This window comes from Pseudomonas sp. SHLD1 (assembly GCF_028640935.1).
In the GTDB taxonomy this organism is placed as follows: domain Bacteria; phylum Pseudomonadota; class Gammaproteobacteria; order Pseudomonadales; family Pseudomonadaceae; genus Chryseomonas; species Chryseomonas aestiva.
In genome coordinates this window covers 14019-33808 of sequence record NZ_JAQZAD010000035.1, presented here as the reverse complement: position 1 = coordinate 33808, position 19790 = coordinate 14019, and the positions used below count along the sequence as shown (strand labels likewise).

Sequence of the window (19790 nt, the reverse complement as noted above, 5' to 3'; positions counted from 1 at the left end):
CCAGGGCGCCAGGGACTATGCTCGGCGTCTTTGCCGCAAGGGCGCCGACGCGTGACCGCACTCCCCTCTCCCGCCTTCGAGGATCTCTGGCTCACCGAAGCCCTGCGCCTGACCGAGAAAGACAGCGGCCCGCTGGAAGACGCCGAGGCCAATCGCCAGGCGCGTGCGGCCGGTGGCCCCTTCGAGTCGCGGCTGGTGACCCGCGCCCGCCTGCTCGGCCAGCGCGACGGCCTGCTGGCGGCGCGGCGCCGCTGGCGCCAGGGCGCGCTGCTGGCCGCCTGGCTGCTGGGCATCGTCGCGCTGTTCTGCGGCGCGGGCCTCGCCGCCGGGGCCCTGGGTGACGGCAGCCGCCCGGTCAATGTGTTCTGGGCGCTGGGCAGTCTGCTCGGTCTCAACCTGCTCAGCCTGCTGGTCTGGACCCTTGGGCTGCTAGGTGGAGGGCGGCAGCTGGCCTCGCCGCTGGCGCGCCTCTGGCTATGGCTCTCCGGCCGCCTGGCGCGCGATGCCCGCGCCCTGCACCTGGGTCCGGCGCTGGTCGGGCTGCTCGGCCGCGCCCGTCTGCTGCCCTGGGCGCTGGGCGGGCTGGTGCACGGTCTCTGGGGGCTGATCCTCGGCAGCGCTCTGGCGACCCTGCTGGCGCTGCTCTCCGGGCGCAGCTATCTGTTCGTCTGGGAGACCACCCTGCTTGGCAGCGACACCTTCGTGCTGCTTACCCAGGTGCTCGGCGCCCTGCCCCAGCTGCTAGGTTTTCCCCTGCCCGATCCGGCCAGCATCGCCGCCAGTGGCGATGCCGCCACCCCCCTGGCCACGGCACGTCAGGCCTGGGCCGGCTGGCTGCTGGGCGTGGTGCTGGTCTATGGCCTGCTGCCACGACTGCTGCTGACCCTGCTCTGCCTGTGGCGCTGGCGACGCGGGCGCCAACGGCTGCGGCTGGACGTCGAGCGCCCGGGCTATCTGCAACTGCGCGAACGCCTGCTGCCCACCAGCGAACGCCTGGGCGTGAACGACGCCGCCCCCGCACAGCTGCCCCAGCAGAACGCCGGCGGCCTCGCCCGCACCGGCGACGAGGCGCTGCTGGTGGGCATCGAACTCACCGACCATACCTGGCCGCCGCCGCTGCCCGAGGGCGTGCGCGATGCCGGCATCCTTGACGATGGCCAGGGCCGGCGCCATCTGCTCGAACAGCTGACCCGCTATCCGGCGCGCCGCCTGCTGATCGCCTGCGATCCGCGCCGGTCGCCGGATCGCGGTACCCTGACCTTGCTGGCAGAGTTGTCGCGCTGCGCCACGGCGACCCGCGTCTGGCTGTTGCCCGCGCCCCTGGGCAGTAAGCTCGATCCGGTCCGCCTGGACAACTGGCGGCAGGCGCTGGACACCCTGCGTCTGGCACACTGCGCCGGCGATCTCGAAGAACTGGCCTGGCTGGAGACGAATCCATGAGCGGCCCCCTGCGCCTGGCGCTGGTCGGTCACACCAATGTCGGCAAGACCTCACTGCTGCGCACCCTGACCCGCGACGTCGACTTCGGCGAGGTCTCCCATCGTCCCAGCACCACCCGTCACGTCGAGGGTGCCCGATTGTCGGTGGACGGCGAGGCCCTGCTGGAGCTCTATGACACCCCCGGTCTGGAAGACGCCATCGCCCTGCGCGACTACCTGGAACAACTGGAACGACCCGGCGAACGCCTTGACGCCGCCACCCTGCTCGATCGCTTTCTCGACAGCGTGGAAGCCCGCCAGCGATTCGAGCAGGAGGCCAAGGTGATTCGCCAGCTGCGCGCCTCCGATGCCGGGCTCTATGTGATCGACGCCCGCGAGCCGGTGTTGGCCAAGTACCGCGACGAACTGGCGGTGCTGGCTGGTTGCGGGCGGCCGCTGGTGCCGGTGCTCAATTTCGTCGCCGCCGACGGTCACCGCGCCGACGACTGGCGCGCCATCCTGGCCCGTCTCGGCCTGCACGCCCTGGTGCGCTTCGACAGCGTCGCCCCGCCGGCGGATGGCGAGGCGCGTCTCTACGAAAGCCTGGCGACCCTGCTGGAAAGCGGCCGCCCGGCGCTGCAACGGCTGATCGCCGACCATGCCGAGCAGGCCCGCCGCCGCCATCAGCAAGGCGTGCGGCTGATCGCGGAATTGCTGGTGGACGCCGCCGCCGCCCGGCGCAGCGTGGCGCCGGGCGAGGCCGAGGTCAGCACCGCGACCGCCGAGTTGCGCGACGCCCTGCGCACCCGCGAACAGCGCTGTGTGGAAGAACTCTTGCGCTTGTTTGGCTTTCGCCCGGGCGATGCCCATGCCAGCGACCTGCCGCTGCTGGACGGCCGCTGGGGCGATGACCTGTTCAATCCGGAAACCCTGCGCCTGCTGGGCATCCGCCTCGGCGGCGGGGTGGCGGCCGGGGCGGCTGCCGGGGTCGGCCTCGACCTGCTCGCTGGCGGCCTGACCCTGGGCGCCGCCACGGTGCTGGGCGCCCTGGCCGGTGGCCTGGCCCAGACCGGCGGCCACTATGGCCGGCGGCTGTTCGGCAAGCTGCGCGGTGGACGGGAACTGTCCATCGACGACGCCGTGCTGCGCCTGCTGGCGCTGCGGCAACGCCAGTTGCTGGCAGCCCTGGAAATCCGCGGGCATGCCGCCCAGGGCGCCATCGAGGTGGCCGCCCCCGACGAGCAGCGCTGGCGCGAGGGCAAGCTGCCCCCCGCCGTGCAGGTGGCCCGGGCCCATCCGGAATGGTCGGCGCTCAATCCGCGTCCGCGCCTGCAGGCCGACGACCGCCAGAGCCGCATCGACGAGATCGCTGCGGCCCTCGACGCCGACGCCTAGCCGCGCTCCACCTCGGCGAGAAAGTCCGCCACCGTGGCCATGCAGGCCGCGCGCTCCTCCACGTGGGGCATGTGGCTGGAATCCTCGAAGATCCGCCAGCGCACGTCCGCGATGAGCCGGTCGAAGGGCTCCACGCAGGCCGGCGTGGCCTCGTCATGGCGGCCGGAGATCAGCAGCGTCGGCACCTGGATCCGCGGCAGGCGCTCGATCACGCTCCAATCCCTGAGGCTGCCGATCACATGGAACTCGGTGGGGCCGTTCATGGCGTGATAGACGGTGGGATCGGCATCGATGGCGGCGAAGGTCCGCGCCACATCGGTCGGCAGCGGCTGCACCCGGCAGACATGGCGCGCATAGAAGACCTCGCTGGCGGCGCGATATTCGGGCGAGTCGGTGGTGCCGGCGGCCTCGTGGCGCTCCAGGGCGGCCTGCACCTCGGGCGGCAATTCGGCCCGCAACCCTGTTGCAGCCTGGCGCCAGAGCGCCATGGACGCAGGCGAATTGGCGATGATCAGCCCCCGCAGTCCTTCAGGCTGACGCACCCCATGCTCGGCGGCCAGCATCCCGCCCCAGGATTGGCCGAGCAGCGCGTACTGGCGGATACCCAGATGGCGCAGCAGGTTGTTCAGCTCGTCGAGAAACAACGCCACCGTCCAGAATCCCGGATCGATGCCGCGCAGGTGGGTGGAACGGCCATTGCCCAACTGGTCGTAATGCACCACCGGCCAGCCGTGCTCGGCCAGGTCCTTGAAGCTGTCGACATAGTCATGGGTGCAGCCGGGCCCGCCATGGGCCACCACCAGCGGCAACCGCCCGCTGGCCAGCTCACCGGTGACCCGGTACCAGGTCTGGTGGCCGTGGAAATCGGCGTAGCCTTCTTGAACCTGCATGGATGCCTTCCTCGTCTCGATGGGAACGAGGTCAGGCTAGCGGGCGGGTGGAAGAGGGATAACTGGGAAAAGTTGTAGGTTTGGAGGGTGGCTGATTCGCGTAACTAGTGGATTCTCTGCGCTGGATGCCCCCTGTGCGCCGGATGCCTCCTCCACGCTAGACAGCCCCTCTCCCGCTTGCGGGGGAGAGTTGGGGGGGGGGGGCTTATCTAGTCGCCAAGCTGATTTGAGGTGTATTCGGAAGCTTCTTATTCCGCCCCAGCCGGGCGGGTCACTTTTGCCAGACGCGGCAAAAGTAACCAAAAACGCTTGCCCTGGTCATCCGGCCCGGCGCTACGCGCCGGGTTCCCTCGCTCCGCCGTCCTTCCGGCGGGCCGTCATCGAAGGGCCGTCCTGGCCCTCGACGCCTTTCGCGGCATCCTTGCCGCTCACCCACCTACAGAACGGCTGCACTCGGCCTACTGAACAGGGCGCTGGGTGCCGGCTGAAGGTCCCTTTGAAAACTGGTCAGCTCTTCGCGTTTTTCGGTATGGCATTAAGCAATAGTGCCAAGAAGCCGTACTACGACGGGCCAACACAGACCGAATAACTCGAAGTATCAGCCGGCACCCCAGTGCCCCCTCTGGCCGGCCGAACGGCAGTGTCGCGCAAGCGGGTGAGCGGCATGGATGCCGCGAAAGGGGCCGAGGGCCAGGACGGCCCTTCGGCCCCGGCCCGCTGGAGCGGCGCTGACATGAGGGTATCCTGCGCAAAGCGCAGGACCGGCCAGTCGGGGCGAGCGTTTTTGGTTACTTTTTTTGCGACTGAAAAAAGTAACCCGCCCGGCGAGGGCGGAACAAAAGCCTACCGAGCACACCGCAAATTAGCTTGGCAGGTTGAGCTACCCCCACCCCAACCCTCCCACGCAAGCGGGAGAGGGGGCTGTCTGGCGTAAAGGGTAGCTTTCCAGCACAGGATCGCGCCTCGCGTAGGGTGGATGACGGCGCAGCCTCATCTACCAACACACGGAAGGGTCAGTGCGACTTGAGCCCCGCCGCCGTCAGCACCAATCTCAGCACCCAGGCCACCACGCCCAGGGCCACCAGGCTGCAGGCCCAGATGCCGGCCATCCAGGCGAGTCGCTGCCAGAGCGGCTTGTTATCGGCCGGGTTGGGTTCGCGCGAGCGGCCGACCATCAGTGGTAGCCCTCCCCCGCGCGTACCTTGCCGCGGAACACGTAGTAGCCCCAGAAGGTGTACATCAGGGTGATGGGGATGATGAACAGGGTACCGATGAGCAGGAACAGCTGGCTCTGCGGCGGCGACGAGGCCTCCCAGATGGAAACGCCCGGCGGGATGATGTTCGGCCAGAGGCTGATGCCCAGGCCGCTGTAGCCGAGAAAGATCAGCGCCAGGGTCAGCAGGAAGGGCGCATGGTGCGAATCCTCACGCAGGATGGCGCGCAGCAGGGCCAGGGTCACCACGCCCACCAGGATCGGCACCGGCAGGAACCAGACCAGATTGGGCATGCTGAACCAGCGGGCGGAGATGGCCGCCTGGCTCAGCGGGGTCCAGATGCTCACCACCGCGGTAAAGGCCAGCAGCAGGAACAGCAGCGGCTTGGTCAGGCGACGCATGGTGGCCTGCAGCGGGCCCTCGGTCTTCATGATTAGCCAGGTGCTGCCCAGCAGCGCATAGGCGGCGATGACGCCCAGGCCGCAGAACATCGAGAAAGGCGTCAGCCAGTCCAGCGGACCGCCGACATACTGCCGATTCTCCACCGGGAAGCCTTCGATGAAGGCGCCCAGGGCCACACCCTGGCAGAAGCTGGCCAGCAGCGAGCCGAAGATGAAGGACTTGTCCCACAGCGCTTCCTTGCCTTCCTGGACCTTGAAGCGGAATTCGAAGGCCACGCCGCGGAAGATCAGGCCGATCAGCATGAAGATCAGCGGCAGGTAGAGCGCCGGCAGGATCACCGCGTAGGCCAGCGGGAAGGCGCCATAGAGCCCCGCCCCGCCGAGCACCAGCCAGGTCTCGTTGCCGTCCCAGATGGGCGCCACGGTGTTCATCATGACGTCGCGATCTTCCTTGCCCTTGACGAAGGGGAAGAGGATGCCGATGCCCAGGTCGAAGCCGTCCATGACCACGTACATCATGAGGCCGAAGATGATGATGATCGCCCAGATCAGCGGGAGGTCGATGCCAGGGATGCCGTTCATGCGCGGTCTCCGGTCAGCTGGTCATTGGGATTGTCTTCTTCCAGGCCGCCATCGGCGCCGGACAGCGGACGCTTGGGATGGCGATCGGTGCCCGGGCCGCCGGAGGTGGGCAGGTCGCCTTCACCGGTGTGCGGACCCTTGCCGATCATGCGCAGCGCATAGAGGGTGCCGATGCCGAACACGGCGAAGTAGACCACCACGAAGGCCACCAGGGTGATGCTCAGCTGGGTGACGCTGTGATTGGACACCCCGTCCCTGGTGCGCAGGAGGCCGTAGACGATCCACGGCTGGCGGCCCACCTCGGTGGTGAACCAGCCGGCCAGCAGGGCGATGAGGCCGACCGGCCCCATGCAGGTGACCAGGCGCAGGAAGCCGCGGGTCTCGAACAGCGTGCCGCGCCAGCGCAGCCAGGCGCTCCACAGGCCGGCAGCGATCATCAGCATGCCGAGGGCGACCATGATGCGGAACGACCAGAACACCACATAGGCCGGCGGCCGGTCTTCCTTGGGGAAGTCCTTGAGCGCCGGGATCGGCTCGGTGAGGCTGTGCTTGAGGATCAGGCTGCCGAGTACCGGGATCTCCAGCTTGAAGCGGGTTTCCTCGCGCTCCATGTCGGGCCAGCCGAACAGGATCAGCGGGGTCGCCTCGCCCGGGGGGTTCTCCCAGTGGCCTTCCATCGCGGCGATCTTGGCCGGCTGGTGCTCCAGGGTGTTGAGGCCGTGGGCGTCGCCGACGAACGCCTGGATGGGCGCCACCAGCAGGGCCATCCACATGGCCATAGAGAACATCTTGCGCACCGCCGGGTTGTCGTTGCCGCGCAGCAGGTGCCAGGCCGCCGAGGCGCCGACCAGGAAGGCCACCGACAGGTAGGCGGCGATGGTCATGTGCGCCCAGCGGAAGGGGAACGACGGGTTGAAGATCACCGCCAGCCAGTCCACTGGGACGATGCGCCCGTCGACGATCTCGTAGCCGCTCGGGGTGTGCATCCAGCTGTTGGAGGCCAGGATCCAGAAGGTCGACATCAGGGTGCCGATCGCCACCATCACCGTCGAGAAGAAGTGCAGGCCGCGGCCCACGCGATTCCAGCCGAACAGCATGACGCCGAGGAAGCCGGCCTCGATGAAGAAGGCGGTGAGCACCTCGTAGGTCAGCAGCGGGCCGGTCACGGCGCCGGCATAGTCGGCGAAGCCGCTCCAGTTGGTGCCGAACTCGTAGGCCATTACCAGACCGGACACCACGCCCATGCCGAAGAAGATCGCGAAGATCTTCAGCCAGAAATGATACAGATCCTTGTAGACGTGGTTGTCGGTCTTCAGCCACAGCCCTTCGAGCACGGCAAGAAAGCTCGCGGTACCGATGGACAGCGCCGGGAAGACGATGTGGAAGGACACGGTGAAGGCGAACTGGATCCGGGCGAGATCCAGGGCTTCGAGGCCGAACATAGCTATTCCTCTCAGGCACGCCGGCCGTCGAGAGCAGCCGGTCGAGTTGACGCTGACCGAGGTTCGAACCTCCGGCGTCGCCTGGGGTTCGAACGGGACGCTAAAAAGGCGCCGCCGCTAGCCCAAAGGACCAGGTCGGAAGCTGACGTGGATCAACGTCAGGCTTCAGGATAGTCCTCCTCGATACATTTGCTTACGTGGTTCGATGTCGCATCGGGCAGGCTGTCGCACCCCCGCAGTTGTATGACGATCAGCCTCGGGGTGGCTTAAGATGCCACCTCTGCCCTCGCGAGCCCCTGCCATGTCCGGCGATACCCTGCAGCTGCGTCACCACCGTCCCTTCGTCGCCTTCTGGTTCGCCCGCATCTGCACCGCCGGCAGTTTCCAGATGCTCACCGTCGCCATCGGCTGGCACCTCTATTCCCTCACCGGCAATGTGCTCGACCTCGGCCTGGTGGGGCTGGTGGAATTCCTGCCACGGGTGCTGTTCATGCTGCACACCGGGCATGTCGCCGATCGCTACGACCGCCGCCGGGTCGCTGCCCTCTGCCAGACCGGCCAGGGGCTGATCGCCCTGGTGCTGCTGGTGGGCAGCCTCAATCACGCGGTGACCCGCGAACTGATCTTCATCCTGGCCTTCTGCCTGGGCACCGCGCGCGCCTTCGAGCAGCCCACTACCCAGGCGCTGCTGCCCAACATCGTGCCGCCTTCGATCTTTCCCCGCGCCATCGCCGCGGCGGCCTCGGCCATGCAGGGCGCCACCATCATCGCCCCGGCGCTGGGCGGGCTGCTCTATGCCCTGGGCGCCGCCTGGGTCTATGGCCCGGCGCTGGTGCTCTATGGCATCGCCATCCTGCTGGTCTCCAGCCTGCCGGCGCGGCAGACGCCCAGCCAGAAGGAAAAGCCGACCCTGGACAACCTGCTGGCCGGCATCCGCTTCATCAGGAGTCGCCCGGACGTACTCGGCGCCATCTCCCTGGATCTGTTCGCCGTGCTGCTGGGCGGCGCCACCGCCCTGCTTCCGGTGTTCGCCGCCGACATCCTGCTCACCGGACCCTGGGGCCTCGGCCTGCTGCGCTCGGCACCCGCGGTGGGCGCCCTTGGCATGTCCTTTCTGCTCGCCTACGTCAGCCTCAATCGCCACGTGGGCCGCATCATGTTCGGCTCGGTAGCGCTGTTCGGCGTGGCCACCATCGCCTTCGGGCTATCCACCTCGCTGTGGTTCTCGCTGGGCACCCTGGTGGTGCTGGGCGCCGCCGACATGGTCAGCGTGGTGATCCGCAGCTCCTTCGTTCAGCTGGAAACCCCGGATGCCATGCGCGGCCGGGTCAGTGCGGTCAACGGCCTGTTCATCGGCGCCTCCAACCAGCTCGGCGAATTCGAATCGGGGGTCACCGCGCACTTCTTCGGCACCGTGCCGGCGGTGGTGCTGGGCGGCGTCGGCACCCTGGTGATCACCGGGGTCTGGATGAAGCTGTTCCCGGGCCTGGCCAGGCGCGACCGGCTGACGGAGCCGCGCGGCGACGGTTGAATCCTGGCCAGTCGCTCCGGCCCGGCCATTCATCCCGAGGCCATGACCGCTCGCTCCGGAAAAGGGTTATCGCGCAAACCTTTGCCACAAAATGTGATCCATATCACATTACGATAGATTCCTGAGGTTTCCATGCGCACCCCTCTTTCCATGGCCGCCCGCCTGGGCCTGGGCTTCGGCCTGATCCTGGTGCTGATGCTGCTGATCACCCTCGTCGGCGTCCAGCGCGTCGGCGTCATCGACGACACCCTGACCGCCGTCAGCCAGGGCGCCAGCGTCAAGCAGCGCTACGCCATCAACTTCCGCGGCAGCGTGCACGACCGCGCCATCGCCATTCGCGATACGGTGCTGATCCACGACGCCGCGCCCCTGGCCGGTCGCCTGGCCGACATCGACCGCCTCAAGGCCTTCTATCGCCAGTCCGCCGAGCCCATGGATCAGTTGTTCGCGAGTCAGGGTGCCACCGCCGAGGAACAGCGCCTGCTGGCGGCCATCAAGGACATCGAAGACACCGCCCTGCCGCTGACCGAGCACCTGCTGCAACTGCGTCAGGCCGGTGATCTGGAAGGCGCCCGGGTATTCCTGCTGGAACGCGTCTCGCCGGCCTATGTCGAGTGGCTCAAGCGCATTAATGCGCTCATCGATCACGAGGAAGCCATCGCCAGTGGCCATCTGGCCGAGGTCCGCGGCATCGCCGGCGGCTTCCGCTGGCTGATGCTGGTGACCTGCGCCCTCGCCCTGCTGCTGAGCGTGACCGTCTCCATCCTGATCATTCGCCAGATGGGCGCGACCCTGGGCGGCGAACCCCATGTCGTAGCCGCCGCCATCCGCCGGCTGGCCGAGGGCCGGCTGGACGAGCGCCCCGCCACCCGTCATCCGGACAGCGTGATGGGCACCCTGGGCAGCGCCACCGCGCACCTGGGTGAGACCATCGTCCAGGTACGCCATACCGCCAGCTCGGTCGCCGCCGCTGCCGCCCAGTTGCAGAGCACCGCCCAGACCAACCAGCGCCACACCGACGTGCAGTCCAACCAGGCCCAGCACATGGCCGCCGCGGTCACCGAGCTGGCCGCCACCATCGGCGAGGTCGCCGGCTACGCGGCCCAGGCCGCCCAGGCCACCGGTAATGCCAGCGTCCAGGTGGACACCGGCAACCGGCTGGTTGCCAGCTCAGGCCAGGCCATCGGCCAGCTGGTGCAGGCCCTGGAGCAGGCCAGCGCCACGGTGCAGCAGGTGTCCAGCGACAGCGCCAGCATCGAGAACATCGTCGCCGTCATCAACGGCATTGCCGAACAGACCAATTTGCTGGCGCTGAATGCCGCCATCGAGGCCGCCCGGGCCGGAGAGCAGGGCCGCGGCTTCGCCGTGGTAGCCGATGAGGTCCGCAACCTGGCCACCCGCACCCAGGCCTCGACCCGCGAGATCCGCGGCATGATTGCCACCTTGCAGGAGGGCGCTGGACGCGCCGCGGCGCAGATGGAAGAGAGCCGCGACCAGGCCCACGAGACCGCCGAGCTGACCCAGCGCGCCGTCGCGGCCCTGGTGGCCATCCAGGCGGACGTCGACTCGGTGAATGCCATGAATGCGCAGATCGCCACCGCCGCGGCGCAACAGACCGCGGTGGCCGAAGAGGTCAACGAAAACATCAATCGCATCCACTCGGCCACCCTGGAAACCGCCAGTGGTTCGCAGCAGATCGCCGGGGCCAGTCGTCAGCTGGCGGAGCTGGCCGAAGACCTGGAACGACGCATGAGCCTGTTCCGCACCGCCAGCGCCTAAATATCCGGCAACGCCCTCAGGCTGAACGTAGAACGGAGCGCGGGGCGCGCTACTCGATGCCAGGTCGCAAGCGATCATTGCTCGGCTGGCCGCGCTTAAATGAAGTCAGGCCTGAAACGCTGGCGTTCTGGTAACACTGCACCAGGCAGTAAACCTGCCGGGTAATCAGCTGCACGCGCTGGGCTGGTGGCCTAAGCAGACACTCGGTCACCGCCTGGATGGATCTGGAGGCAATCTACTTCGCGTAGGCTCATCGCGATCTGCTCGTAGACTAACATCCCCATCGCTCCGCATTGGCTGCAAAGCCGGTAGGCTAGCTGCGATACGTGATCGGGACATTTCTATTCGTCTGGATCGCGACATTACTATTTGGCCGTAACAAACCGTCTGCGCATAAGTACAGTTAAAAGCGTACGGCGAGAGCAGATAAAATGGATAGGCATAGGAGACTGCTTCTGGCCGTTACCTGCTCTACGGCAACGGCAGCTTTGGGTCGAAAGCTGACAACTTGCGTTTTATCGATTCTCTGTACGCTGGCTGCATCAACTTCAGGCAGCCAAGATGAAATCCATAGAATCCCTCGCCCCGGATCGGGCGTCTTTCCCCCTCGAGCACTACCGCCAGGCGGTCTTGTGCGAGGAGGCCTATCCATGGGCGCGCCGATACCTTGCACCTCTTCAGGCGGACGCTGTTCGTGACGTGCTGGCCGCGGTGCCCCTTCACATGCTGCAGCCCGTCGAGCTCATCACTGACGCTGTCCAGTATGGTTGGTTCGTGGTGCCCAACGGCAAGAACGGGACGTTCAGCGCCCGCCAGTTTGCCGAGCGTTGGCGGATGGCCGCGGCGCTGCCGTGGCTGCCGGACATCCTGCAGCGCGCGCTACAGGCCGATGCACGGGCGCGGCACCACCGCCCCGCGGAACGCCACACCTTCGGCGTTCGGCGGCTGCCCGGGTTCGTGGATCAGGCCCTGGCCCTGCCTCACCGCCTGTCTCGGCTCCCGCTCGATCACCAGAACGGCGCCATCACGGCAGAGCTCTGGTTCCAGGTACTGGCTGACGTGCACGCTGCGACCGCTGCGCTCGCGGCACAGATCGAGTGCTTTGCGCCGGCGTGGATGTGGGATCCGGCCGCCTCACTTGAACACCAGGTTGAGCGCCTGCGGCAGCATGGCTGCGCGCACCTGCTGATTGCCTACGTGTCGCAGACCCGAGACCGCTGGATCGATAGGCCTGAGCAAAAGAAGCTCGAGGATGTGTTGTACCGAGGGTTACCGGTGGTGGAGTACGAACGGTGGTACCTGGAGAGGGCTGCGCGAGCGCGAGCAGAGGAGGAGGGACGCTGGCGCGCGCACCTCGCCCGGATCCGTGAGCTCGCCGGTATCTTCGATGACGCTCGCAGCTTTGCGCGGATACCGCTGGGGCGGCTGATTCGCGAGCTTTCGGGCGGCCGCTTCACCCTGCAGCGCGAGGCAGATTCAAATCCCGGGCTTGGTCGTCGAGGTCTCGCCAAACTACCTGGTCGGCGGGGGAGAGGGGATAGACGAGCCCTTTGCGCTCGCAAATTTTTGCCTGGCGCTTGCCGATGCGCTGGCCGATGTTCCGTCTTCCTTTCCCGGGTACCTTGAGGCGTGCCGCCAGGCGCGCGCGTCGCTCGTCGCGTCTCAATCCGGCATGGCTGCACCCTGCGAGCGTGCAGGTTGCGCCGGAAACGAGCTAGCTGCCGGTTCACGCCCCTGATCGGCATGAACCTGGCCCGCGCCAGTACTGAGCTATGCGAGGATGATGATCATCTGGCCTATAGGGAGACCACCGATGAAGGAACGCATTGAGGTAACGACGGACGAGCTCGAGGACATGGGGCGCGATTCGGTCGAAGAGCTTGCAGCCCGCCTGCGGGAGCAGCTGGATAGCGGCGTTGTGGGCGACGCCGGCGAGGCGGGTAGCGATTGGCTTGTCTCCTACGAGCTGACGGCTCAGTTTGGGAGCTAGGGGAGAATGGGCATAGTCCTGCCTCAAGCAGGACGCTCCCATACGAGTGATGCTCACTGAAGCCATGATGTGCGAGACCATGGACCTTCCGATTCCTTTCCCCGCAGCGAAACTCGTCGTGCACGCCGGCGGCCAGCGGCGCCGGCGCTTCAAGTTCGTGCTCTCCGTGCGCAAGCCTAGAGGCGGTATCTGCTAGCGCTTCGAACATGAGGACGACATTATCAACAAATTCGAGGCACGCATGAATGCCGAGAAGTCGCGCGCAGGCCGGGTATATGGTCTGGGCCCTGCAGGATGTCGAGCACCCATAAGCTAGGCCACAACGGCCGTGCTAGGCACACTATGGTTTTGAGCAGCGAGAAAAAAGCGTGGCGCGTTTAGGCGTGTGGGAGAAGTATCGAACATTGGCGGAGGCCGCTCGTGAGGACGCCGTCGATACGGTTGCTGCTAAGCCTTGGATCGTCGATTACAAGCTTGATCCAGCGCTGTTGCGTTTCGGTAGGGTCAACCAGAAGGCGTTAGCCGCGCTCCAAGAGTGGGAGCCGCGACGATACGACTTCAACTGGGAAAAGAAGCACAACCATGCCAGGGCAATTGACCTATCCCTGTGGTACGACGATCGCCTTTACGGCCTCTGTTTTGCGACAGCCAAACACAGCAAGCTGCGCATCAAGTGGACGCTGCTGGAGGGTCACCCAGATACAAACCATCCCCTCAGGGGATACGTCGCCACCCTGATGCTGATCGTTCTTGAGTCCTATGCGGCCGGTATCGGGGTTCCGATGATCCTCATCCCGGAAGCGCTGGCAGGGGCGATACCCACCTATCGCGATCTTGGCTTCGACTACAACTCCAAAGGCCAGCTTGTCAAGCAAGTCGAATAATATTATTGTGGTGACACCCCTGACGGGTGTCATCTACTTGCGGAGGACCTATGTCCAGAGCACAGTCCAATACCATGCAGGCCAAGAAAGACGCGGCCAAAGCCAAGCTCAAGGCTGAGGCAAAGGTGCGGATGAGCAAGCTCAGACATTCTCATGAGCAGATGCTGATCAAGGCCACCCGGCGCGGTCCAGATTTCGAACCTTCGGGTCCGCTGATCGGCCCCAGAGTGAACGAGCGCACCGCTGCTCGCGCCTGAAGACGGATAGCCTAAAAAACCGCCCTCGTGGTGGTTTTTTTCTGCCTGTCGTACAGCGACGTTCGCCCAGGCACTATCGCCTGGAGCTCTTGGAAGTGCTCCACTCATAGAGCAGACCTGGCGAAGGGCTGCCTCATTCCGTGGCCCTGGCTTCCGTGCCGCTCAGTCTGTGGACGGCCCAGATCAGCAGACACGCTGCCAAGGCCTGGCCAGCCTTCGAAGCTTCGATACCTCAGCTATCGCGGTGTAGCAGGACCTTTATCCGAAAACGACAATCTCTATGACCTTGGAAACCGTTACCCATAGCAAGGAGAGGTCATGGAACAAGGAATCGATCGGCTCAGAACGGCTTTAGCACCCTACACCACTACAGCTGCACCTCGTCCGGCAGACAGGGCGCTGGTGGTGACGGTGAGTTATGAGGCGGCGGAGGTGACTCGTGCTGTGAAGCTTTCGGACCTGGAAGATCCCGCCAAGCTCGCTGACGTCATCAATGACTTCAGGCGCGATGTGGTACTGGGTCGGGAGGGCGGTGAGGAGGAGCACGCGAAGCTGATGCGACGCTTGGGCTCGCGCGGGTTGGAGTCCTTTAATCCAGAGCTGCATGCCTCCAGGAAGGCGAAGTAGATCTACAGGGGCCTGCTGCGCCAAAGTCTGCGTCTGGCGCAGCATGCCTGCGCCAGACCAGCATTTCATAACCGATGCGATAGCACAGGCCCGTGCGCTTACCCGTCAGCTGTCCACCGGCATGATCTTCAACTGCTGCAGAAGTCGCTGGGTAATGTCGGGGCCGGCAGTGAGCAGGATGCGAGTGAGGTTACGTTCTCGTGCGCGGACTTTCTCCGCAATGCTGAGATGCCCGACCGCCTCGTTGCACCGCGCATGGGCGAGCACAAGATTTTCATTGCGGTCAGATCCGCCCGTATGTGAAGCGAGCAAATGCTCGCGCGTCATTTCCTCGCGCGTAATCTCATTCAGGCAGTAGAAGCACAGATCCCCATCGCGTTTACGCAGTGTTGCTACGTTATGTCGACGGGCCCTCGCCGACTTCGTCTCTCCCAGCTGGTCCTGGTTAGGATCGACCTGCGCAACGATCATGAACGGTACGTAGGTCAGTTGGAGTGCGGAGAGCTCGCCTTTGCCCCGACCTGGCATCCATTCGGCTCGATTGCTGAGCACCAGCTCTTCAGCACGCTGCCAAGAGGTGCTGGGGTATTGAGTGCCCATCGGATCGAATATCTGAACCAGACGTACTTCATTTGCCGGGGCTAGCGCTGGTGCGATAGAGGCCTGAAGCAGTCGTGGGGTCATCTTCACCATGTGACTCATCGGAGCGACACGCCACTGAAGCCCAGCGCCATTGATAGCTGCTGCGCGGCGGAGGCGCTCAGGCGTTTCGCGAAGCGATCGAAGACATTGTCCTTGACCATGAAGTCGACCTGGCTGGTGGCGCCCACCAAGTCTCGGGCGACATAGTCGACATCCCCCAGCTTATCGATCAGACCCAGCTGCTTGGCCTGCTCGCCGGTCCAAATCAGGCCGGAGAACAGCTCCGGATGATCGGCATCCTTCAGGCGATCGCCGCGGGCGGTCTTCACCGACTGGATGAACTGCTGGTGTGTCTGCTTGAGCACGTCGTTCCAGAAGACGGTCTCCTCGGGATTCTTCGGCTGGAACGGATCCAGGAACGCCTTGTGCGCGCCGGAGGTGTAGGCCCGGCGTTCCACCCCGACACGGTTCATCAGGTCGACGAAGCCGAACGAAGCCGCCGTCACGCCGATTGAGCCGACCAGCGAGGCTTTATCGGCCACGATCTCGTCGGCGGCCGCGGCGATGTAGTAGGCACCTGATGCGCCCAGGTCCTCAATGACAGCGTAGACCGGCACCTTCGGATGCAGGCCGCGCTGGCGCTTGATCTCGTCGAACACCTGGCCGGCCTGTACCGGGCTGCCGCCGGGCGAGTTGATCTTGAGGACCACGGCCTTGGCGCGCTCGTCATCGAACGCGCGCCCGATGGCCTTCTTCAGCGCGGCGGCGTTTGCCTCGGCGCCGTCGGCGATCTCGCCCCGCACTTGGATGACGGCCGTGATCTGCTTGGCTTCATCTGCCTCGTCGAGTTGCAGGTGCTCTACCAGTACCGCACCTGCAACCAGCAGCAGGCCGGTACCCCAAAAGGAATACTTGAGCAGCTTCAGTCGGCGGGAAGCGCGCCGCTCTTTGATGAGATCGCGGATGAGTTCGGGAAGCAGCGTGTTGTCGTGTTCGGACATTGGAACCTCGTGGCGGGTATCAGACCGCCAGTGTCGCGAGAGCAACGCCGAAAAAGTCACGAGTTTGCCCCTCTAAAGGGCGTGTACCGGCCCGGTTCCCGCCCAGGAAAGGCGTGAATCACCAGCCCAGAGAGTGGTCGCGCGCTGATACTGATCCCTTCTTCCAGTCGGGATTCTAGCCATGAAATACGCGCTTGAGCACAGGGGCGGTCGCACCCTGCCAGTCGATCCGGCCATTTATCTCAAGGTCATCAAGGCTCGTTTGGCATGCGCCCAGGCGCAAGGTGCCAGGAGCATCTGGATCGACCACCGCGATGGGTTGTGGCATGGCAAGGCGACCTATACCGCGCTGATCAGCGCCCTAAAGCAGCTTGCTGCAGAAGGGTACGGATTGAGTTGGGACGAGATGCGCGGCATCCAGATGCTGCGGTTGGATGTCGATCCAAAAGTGTCTCTGGCGCCGGCGGCCGTTCGTAACGCGCTGGGCTTGGTTGAGACCTGGGACACCACTTCTTTCAAAGCACCGGGGCCGGTGGCAGCGCCGGTGAGCCATAGCAGCCAGGTCGGCGACTACCTACTCTTTATCGAGCTGATCGTATTCTTTGGCAGCCTTCCATTTACCTTGGCGCGAGTGATGGCGGTGTGCATGCTGATGGCTTTCGCAGAGTGGTTCTTCGCCACAGCGACCGGACGGCCCAGACCCATCTCAAGCCCAGTAACGGCGCCGCCGCCGCCACAGAAGAAGTCGACAACGATCTCATCTTCCTGAGCGGTGAAGCTCAGGTTGTACTGAGTCTTGAAGTCGACAGGTGGTTGCTTGCGGGGGAATGCGGTCATGGGGAGGGGCCTCAGTGCGTCGAGGCGCCAGCCGCCTCACTGAGCCCATCCTCCAGGCACCTCTGAAAACGCGAGTTCGCGAGCCTTCGCCAGCTGGCCCGCGACGTGGCTACTGGCTGCCTCAGGCTGGTAGGCCCTCAGAAGATGCGGGCCAGGGAAAGAACCTTTCGCTCCCTCATTATCAAGGCGTCGTCACCCGGGCGCGGACCGTCGCAGGCCTGGACTCCACCGTCTTGATCTGCAGCGGTGTCGTGGCGGTCGGGGCGTCGTTGATCGGCCGCACCAGTACCGTCACCCTCTCAGCAGCCGAATAGGCGCCCTCAGGGTGAAGCACTCGAACATCAGCCGTTGGGTATCGGCGTGCTGCACCAGGTCCTGCAGCTCATCCCACTCGTCATCGGGCAGATGGGAAGAGGTGATCTCGAAGGCTCGACTGTAGAAGCCGGTTTCGAACTGGATCCGCTTGAGCAGGCCTTGGGCCCGAGCAAGAGTTTCAGTGTCGCCCAGGTGAAGCTCCTTGCCGTTCTCATTCGCACGGACGGCATAGACAACTGCGCGGACCTGCCCATTTCCTGGATAGAGAGTGTGCTGGTCGTCGGTCACCGTTTCGGGCTCGACGGCCAAGGCATGGGTCTCGTTGAAGATGCTGTGGTGACCTATCAACTCGTCGTCGGCTACATCCTGCTGCTCTGCAGCTATCTGCGGGTAGCAGGGCTCGAAGTGCTCATCGTAAGTCACCAGCTGGCCGTTTGCTGTCATTGGCTGAATCCGGGTTTTGTATTTCCAAAACTTGGTAACAATTTCCGGAATCAACAGTGGGAGTTGTTCATCACCGGCCCGGGGCGCTGGCGCCCAGGATTCGGCGGTTTGCATGGGAGACAGGCACAAGAAAACCGACCGAAGGCGGTTTTTCTGATAGGGATGCTTAAGCGGAGTGCGTACGCTCGCTTGTTGGCGCTTTTTTCTTTTTGGCGTTCACCAAGTCAGCTAGGGCGTCATTGGGTTCCACTTCAGCACCACGGGTGACGGCAACATCGAGCGTCCGACGCTGCGAGGCCGAAAACTTCGAACCAAGACGTGAACTGGCCAGCTCCCAAATCGCAAACTAGCGCTTGTCGAGAGCAGCCATATCGGGCGAGCAAACGCTGTAGCAACCCTACCTTGCGGACAGCTAGGGCTCCGGCGAACGGGCACTTGGCCCTAGCTGCCTATTCCGCGCTGCCCGGCGGATACCGTCCCGGCCACGTCCTGCAGATCCTGGGTACCCACCAGTTGAATGAGCGAATCGGCAGTGTCGATCTGGTGAGTATCGCCCACGTTGTGCAGGACATAGGTGTCCGATCCATAGTGAAAGACGGCGGCATGCTCGTTGTAGGCCATGGATTGCGCAACCTGTTGCAGCGCGCCGTACAGACTAGTGGCGCCCTTGAGGGCAGCATCGGCCACCGTGGTGACCGCCTCGGGTTTCTGGATCGAAGAACCGAAGATGAGCTGGTCTTCACTGGCCTTGTAGTCGGTGACCGTGATGTGGTTGGCCGCCAGGGATCGATTGGCGGCAGCGCTGCTACTGCCATCAAAGTTGGCCAGCGTGCCACCACCGAGCGTGTAGACGATCAGATAATCCTGGCCTTCACCTAGGGTGATGGTAGCGCCGTGACCGTAGTTGCCTCGTACGGTGGCATTGTGCGCCGCGACGCCTTTTTCGACGAACAGGTCGATGGTGTCTCCATCCGCGCCGGCGTTGATGACCATATCGGCCTGCTGGATGTACGCCGAGATATTGTCACGACCTGCACCTGTGTCTACCGTCAACGGCTTTACCCGAGAATTGGCGAGCGCGGCGACGCTATCCAACTCCGGTGCGGCGATAGTGCCGACATAGAGAAAATCGCCCGCGCTACCGGTCGTTACCGTCTTGAGAAAGGCACTCTCGCTATGAACGTCAGGGCCATCACTTCTGTAGGCATTGGTCAGGTCGATGAACAGGCCGACGGTGGACTGGGAGCCGTCGAACGTCTGCAGCCCGTCGAAGTGGGTCAGGTCGATCTTGGACCACAGATGGAAATCGTTGCTTGGCACATCGGTGAGGCTGACGGTCAGCTTGGTAATGCTCGAATCCAGAGAGCCGTCCCCCGGAGTGGTACCCCGGGTATGGCCATCTAGGAAAGTGCGTTGCTGCTGGTAGTGACCGACGAGCGTCAGCTCGTTCAGCGCGGAGCCAGCCGCGTAGTGTGGGCCGCTGGCGTCGAAGGTCTTGGCGAAACCGACCTTGGTCGCGGCGGCATTGATGTCGAGGGTAAGCCTGGGCTGGTTCTGGAACGCGTAGTAGCTGACGCCGTCGAAGGTACCGGCTGGTGTGGCGGGTTCGGCGGTCTGCGCTGCTTTGGCGAAGGGAAGGGATTGGTCATCGTCTAGCAGGGGTTGCTTGGCAGTCATGGCGCTCGTCCTTGATGAAGGTCAGGTTGAGTGCTCGCTGAACTTGCTCCCAAGAGCAAACGACTTGGACAAACGAACAGAGACTGGACAGTGCCTGCATTTTCATAGTTCGTCAGTGAACCATGCCACATTCGGCGGAGCTAAAGGTCGTTGCCGGAAGAGTGATCGTGCTCTTAGCCCTCAGACTGCTTCGCATCGAGCTGAGTCTGCCACTTTCCAGCCAAATAACCGCCGTGGTGAATTTGTCGACGAAGCGAAAGGAACCAACGAGTTCGATCTCCTTCAGCAGCGCACCCAGCGGCAATTCCACACGAGCGGCGCTCATGCCCAGCTGCACGACGCTGGCATTGAACGCGGTGAATTGCACCGTGGAGGCAATGGCTGCAGGATCGCCCAGAGCTGCCGTTGGCGAAGGGCAGCTAACAGGTACACGCTGAAGCTTCGCGTGCACCTCGGCGTACCCT

The 19790-nt window shown here is 64.6% G+C and carries 18 protein-coding genes and 2 pseudogenes; 10 read left to right on the top strand and 10 right to left on the bottom strand.

Going from position 1 to position 19790, the window contains the following annotated elements:
* The first annotated feature begins 51 nt into the window (after positions 1-51).
* A complete protein-coding gene (locus PVZ77_RS23800; RefSeq protein ID WP_273808496.1) occupies positions 52-1440 on the top strand; it encodes a DUF2868 domain-containing protein in 1389 nt (462 codons plus the stop codon).
* A complete protein-coding gene (locus tag PVZ77_RS23795; protein WP_273808495.1) occupies positions 1437-2813 on the top strand; it encodes a GTPase/DUF3482 domain-containing protein in 1377 nt (458 codons plus the stop codon). The genes PVZ77_RS23800 and PVZ77_RS23795 overlap by 4 nt, the downstream gene beginning before the upstream one ends.
* Here the strand turns inward: PVZ77_RS23795 and PVZ77_RS23790 are convergent.
* From PVZ77_RS23790 to PVZ77_RS23775, 4 genes are all read right to left on the bottom strand, one after another.
* Complete coding sequence (locus PVZ77_RS23790) at positions 2810-3703, bottom strand: proline iminopeptidase-family hydrolase (protein WP_273808494.1); 894 nt, start codon at positions 3701-3703, stop codon at positions 2810-2812. The two genes, PVZ77_RS23795 and PVZ77_RS23790, sit on opposite strands and share 4 nt — an antisense overlap.
* Positions 3704-4716: 1013 nt before the next feature.
* Complete coding sequence (locus PVZ77_RS23785; RefSeq protein ID WP_017640936.1) at positions 4717-4878, bottom strand: DUF2474 domain-containing protein; 162 nt, start codon at positions 4876-4878, stop codon at positions 4717-4719.
* A complete protein-coding gene (gene cydB / locus PVZ77_RS23780) occupies positions 4878-5900 on the bottom strand; it encodes a cytochrome d ubiquinol oxidase subunit II (RefSeq protein ID WP_133862893.1) in 1023 nt (340 codons plus the stop codon). Before cydB ends, PVZ77_RS23785 begins: the two co-directional genes overlap by 1 nt.
* Positions 5897-7342, bottom strand: a complete 1446-nt coding sequence (locus PVZ77_RS23775) for a cytochrome ubiquinol oxidase subunit I (RefSeq protein WP_273808493.1) — start codon at positions 7340-7342, stop codon at positions 5897-5899. The genes cydB and PVZ77_RS23775 overlap by 4 nt, the downstream gene beginning before the upstream one ends.
* A gap of 301 nt (positions 7343-7643) precedes the next feature.
* Here PVZ77_RS23775 and PVZ77_RS23770 point away from each other — a divergent pair, with 301 nt between their 5' ends.
* From PVZ77_RS23770 to PVZ77_RS23740, 8 genes and pseudogenes are all read left to right on the top strand, one after another.
* The gene (locus PVZ77_RS23770; RefSeq protein ID WP_273808492.1) at positions 7644-8873 is read left to right on the top strand and encodes an MFS transporter; all 1230 of its coding nucleotides are present in this window, start codon (positions 7644-7646) and stop codon (positions 8871-8873) included.
* A 132-nt stretch (positions 8874-9005) separates the two neighbouring features.
* Positions 9006-9527 (top strand): annotated as a pseudogene (locus tag PVZ77_RS26265) (MCP four helix bundle domain-containing protein); the annotation flags it as partial.
* Positions 9528-9587: 60 nt separating this feature from the next.
* Positions 9588-10652 (top strand): methyl-accepting chemotaxis protein, encoded by a 1065-nt coding sequence (locus PVZ77_RS26260; RefSeq protein ID WP_443218131.1) that lies wholly within the window; start codon positions 9588-9590, stop codon positions 10650-10652.
* Positions 10653-11213: 561 nt separating this feature from the next.
* Entirely contained in the window at positions 11214-12278 is a 1065-nt protein-coding gene (locus PVZ77_RS23760; protein ID WP_273848068.1) for a hypothetical protein, read from the top strand.
* A 187-nt stretch (positions 12279-12465) separates the two neighbouring features.
* Positions 12466-12642 (top strand): hypothetical protein, encoded by a 177-nt coding sequence (locus PVZ77_RS23755; RefSeq protein WP_273808316.1) that lies wholly within the window; start codon positions 12466-12468, stop codon positions 12640-12642.
* A gap of 368 nt (positions 12643-13010) precedes the next feature.
* Positions 13011-13526: a hypothetical protein gene (locus PVZ77_RS23750; RefSeq protein ID WP_273808315.1), complete on the top strand. Its 516-nt coding sequence runs from the start codon at positions 13011-13013 to the stop codon at positions 13524-13526.
* A 50-nt stretch (positions 13527-13576) separates the two neighbouring features.
* On the top strand, positions 13577-13783 hold the full coding sequence (locus tag PVZ77_RS23745) for a hypothetical protein (RefSeq protein ID WP_273808314.1): 207 nt from the start codon (positions 13577-13579) through the stop codon (positions 13781-13783).
* Positions 13784-14101: 318 nt separating this feature from the next.
* Positions 14102-14410 (top strand): hypothetical protein, encoded by a 309-nt coding sequence (locus PVZ77_RS23740; RefSeq protein ID WP_273808312.1) that lies wholly within the window; start codon positions 14102-14104, stop codon positions 14408-14410.
* A 105-nt stretch (positions 14411-14515) separates the two neighbouring features.
* On the opposite strand, the gene PVZ77_RS23735 is transcribed toward PVZ77_RS23740, so the two are convergent.
* From PVZ77_RS23735 to PVZ77_RS23710, 6 genes and pseudogenes are all read right to left on the bottom strand, one after another.
* Entirely contained in the window at positions 14516-15103 is a 588-nt protein-coding gene (locus tag PVZ77_RS23735) for an HNH endonuclease (RefSeq protein ID WP_273808311.1), read from the bottom strand.
* Positions 15104-15108: 5 nt separating this feature from the next.
* A complete protein-coding gene (sppA, locus tag PVZ77_RS23730) occupies positions 15109-16053 on the bottom strand; it encodes a signal peptide peptidase SppA (RefSeq protein WP_273808310.1) in 945 nt (314 codons plus the stop codon).
* Between the two features lie 636 nt (positions 16054-16689).
* Positions 16690-16890, bottom strand: a pseudogene (locus PVZ77_RS23725) (DNA cytosine methyltransferase); the annotation flags it as partial.
* Between the two features lie 291 nt (positions 16891-17181).
* On the bottom strand, positions 17182-17763 hold the full coding sequence (locus PVZ77_RS23720; protein WP_273808309.1) for a hypothetical protein: 582 nt from the start codon (positions 17761-17763) through the stop codon (positions 17182-17184).
* A 327-nt stretch (positions 17764-18090) separates the two neighbouring features.
* On the bottom strand, positions 18091-19326 hold the full coding sequence (locus PVZ77_RS23715; RefSeq protein WP_273808308.1) for a hypothetical protein: 1236 nt from the start codon (positions 19324-19326) through the stop codon (positions 18091-18093).
* Between the two features lie 112 nt (positions 19327-19438).
* Positions 19439-19777, bottom strand: coding sequence for a hypothetical protein (locus PVZ77_RS23710; RefSeq protein ID WP_273808307.1), 339 nt, complete (start codon positions 19775-19777; stop codon positions 19439-19441).
* Positions 19778-19790: the final 13 nt, after the last annotated feature.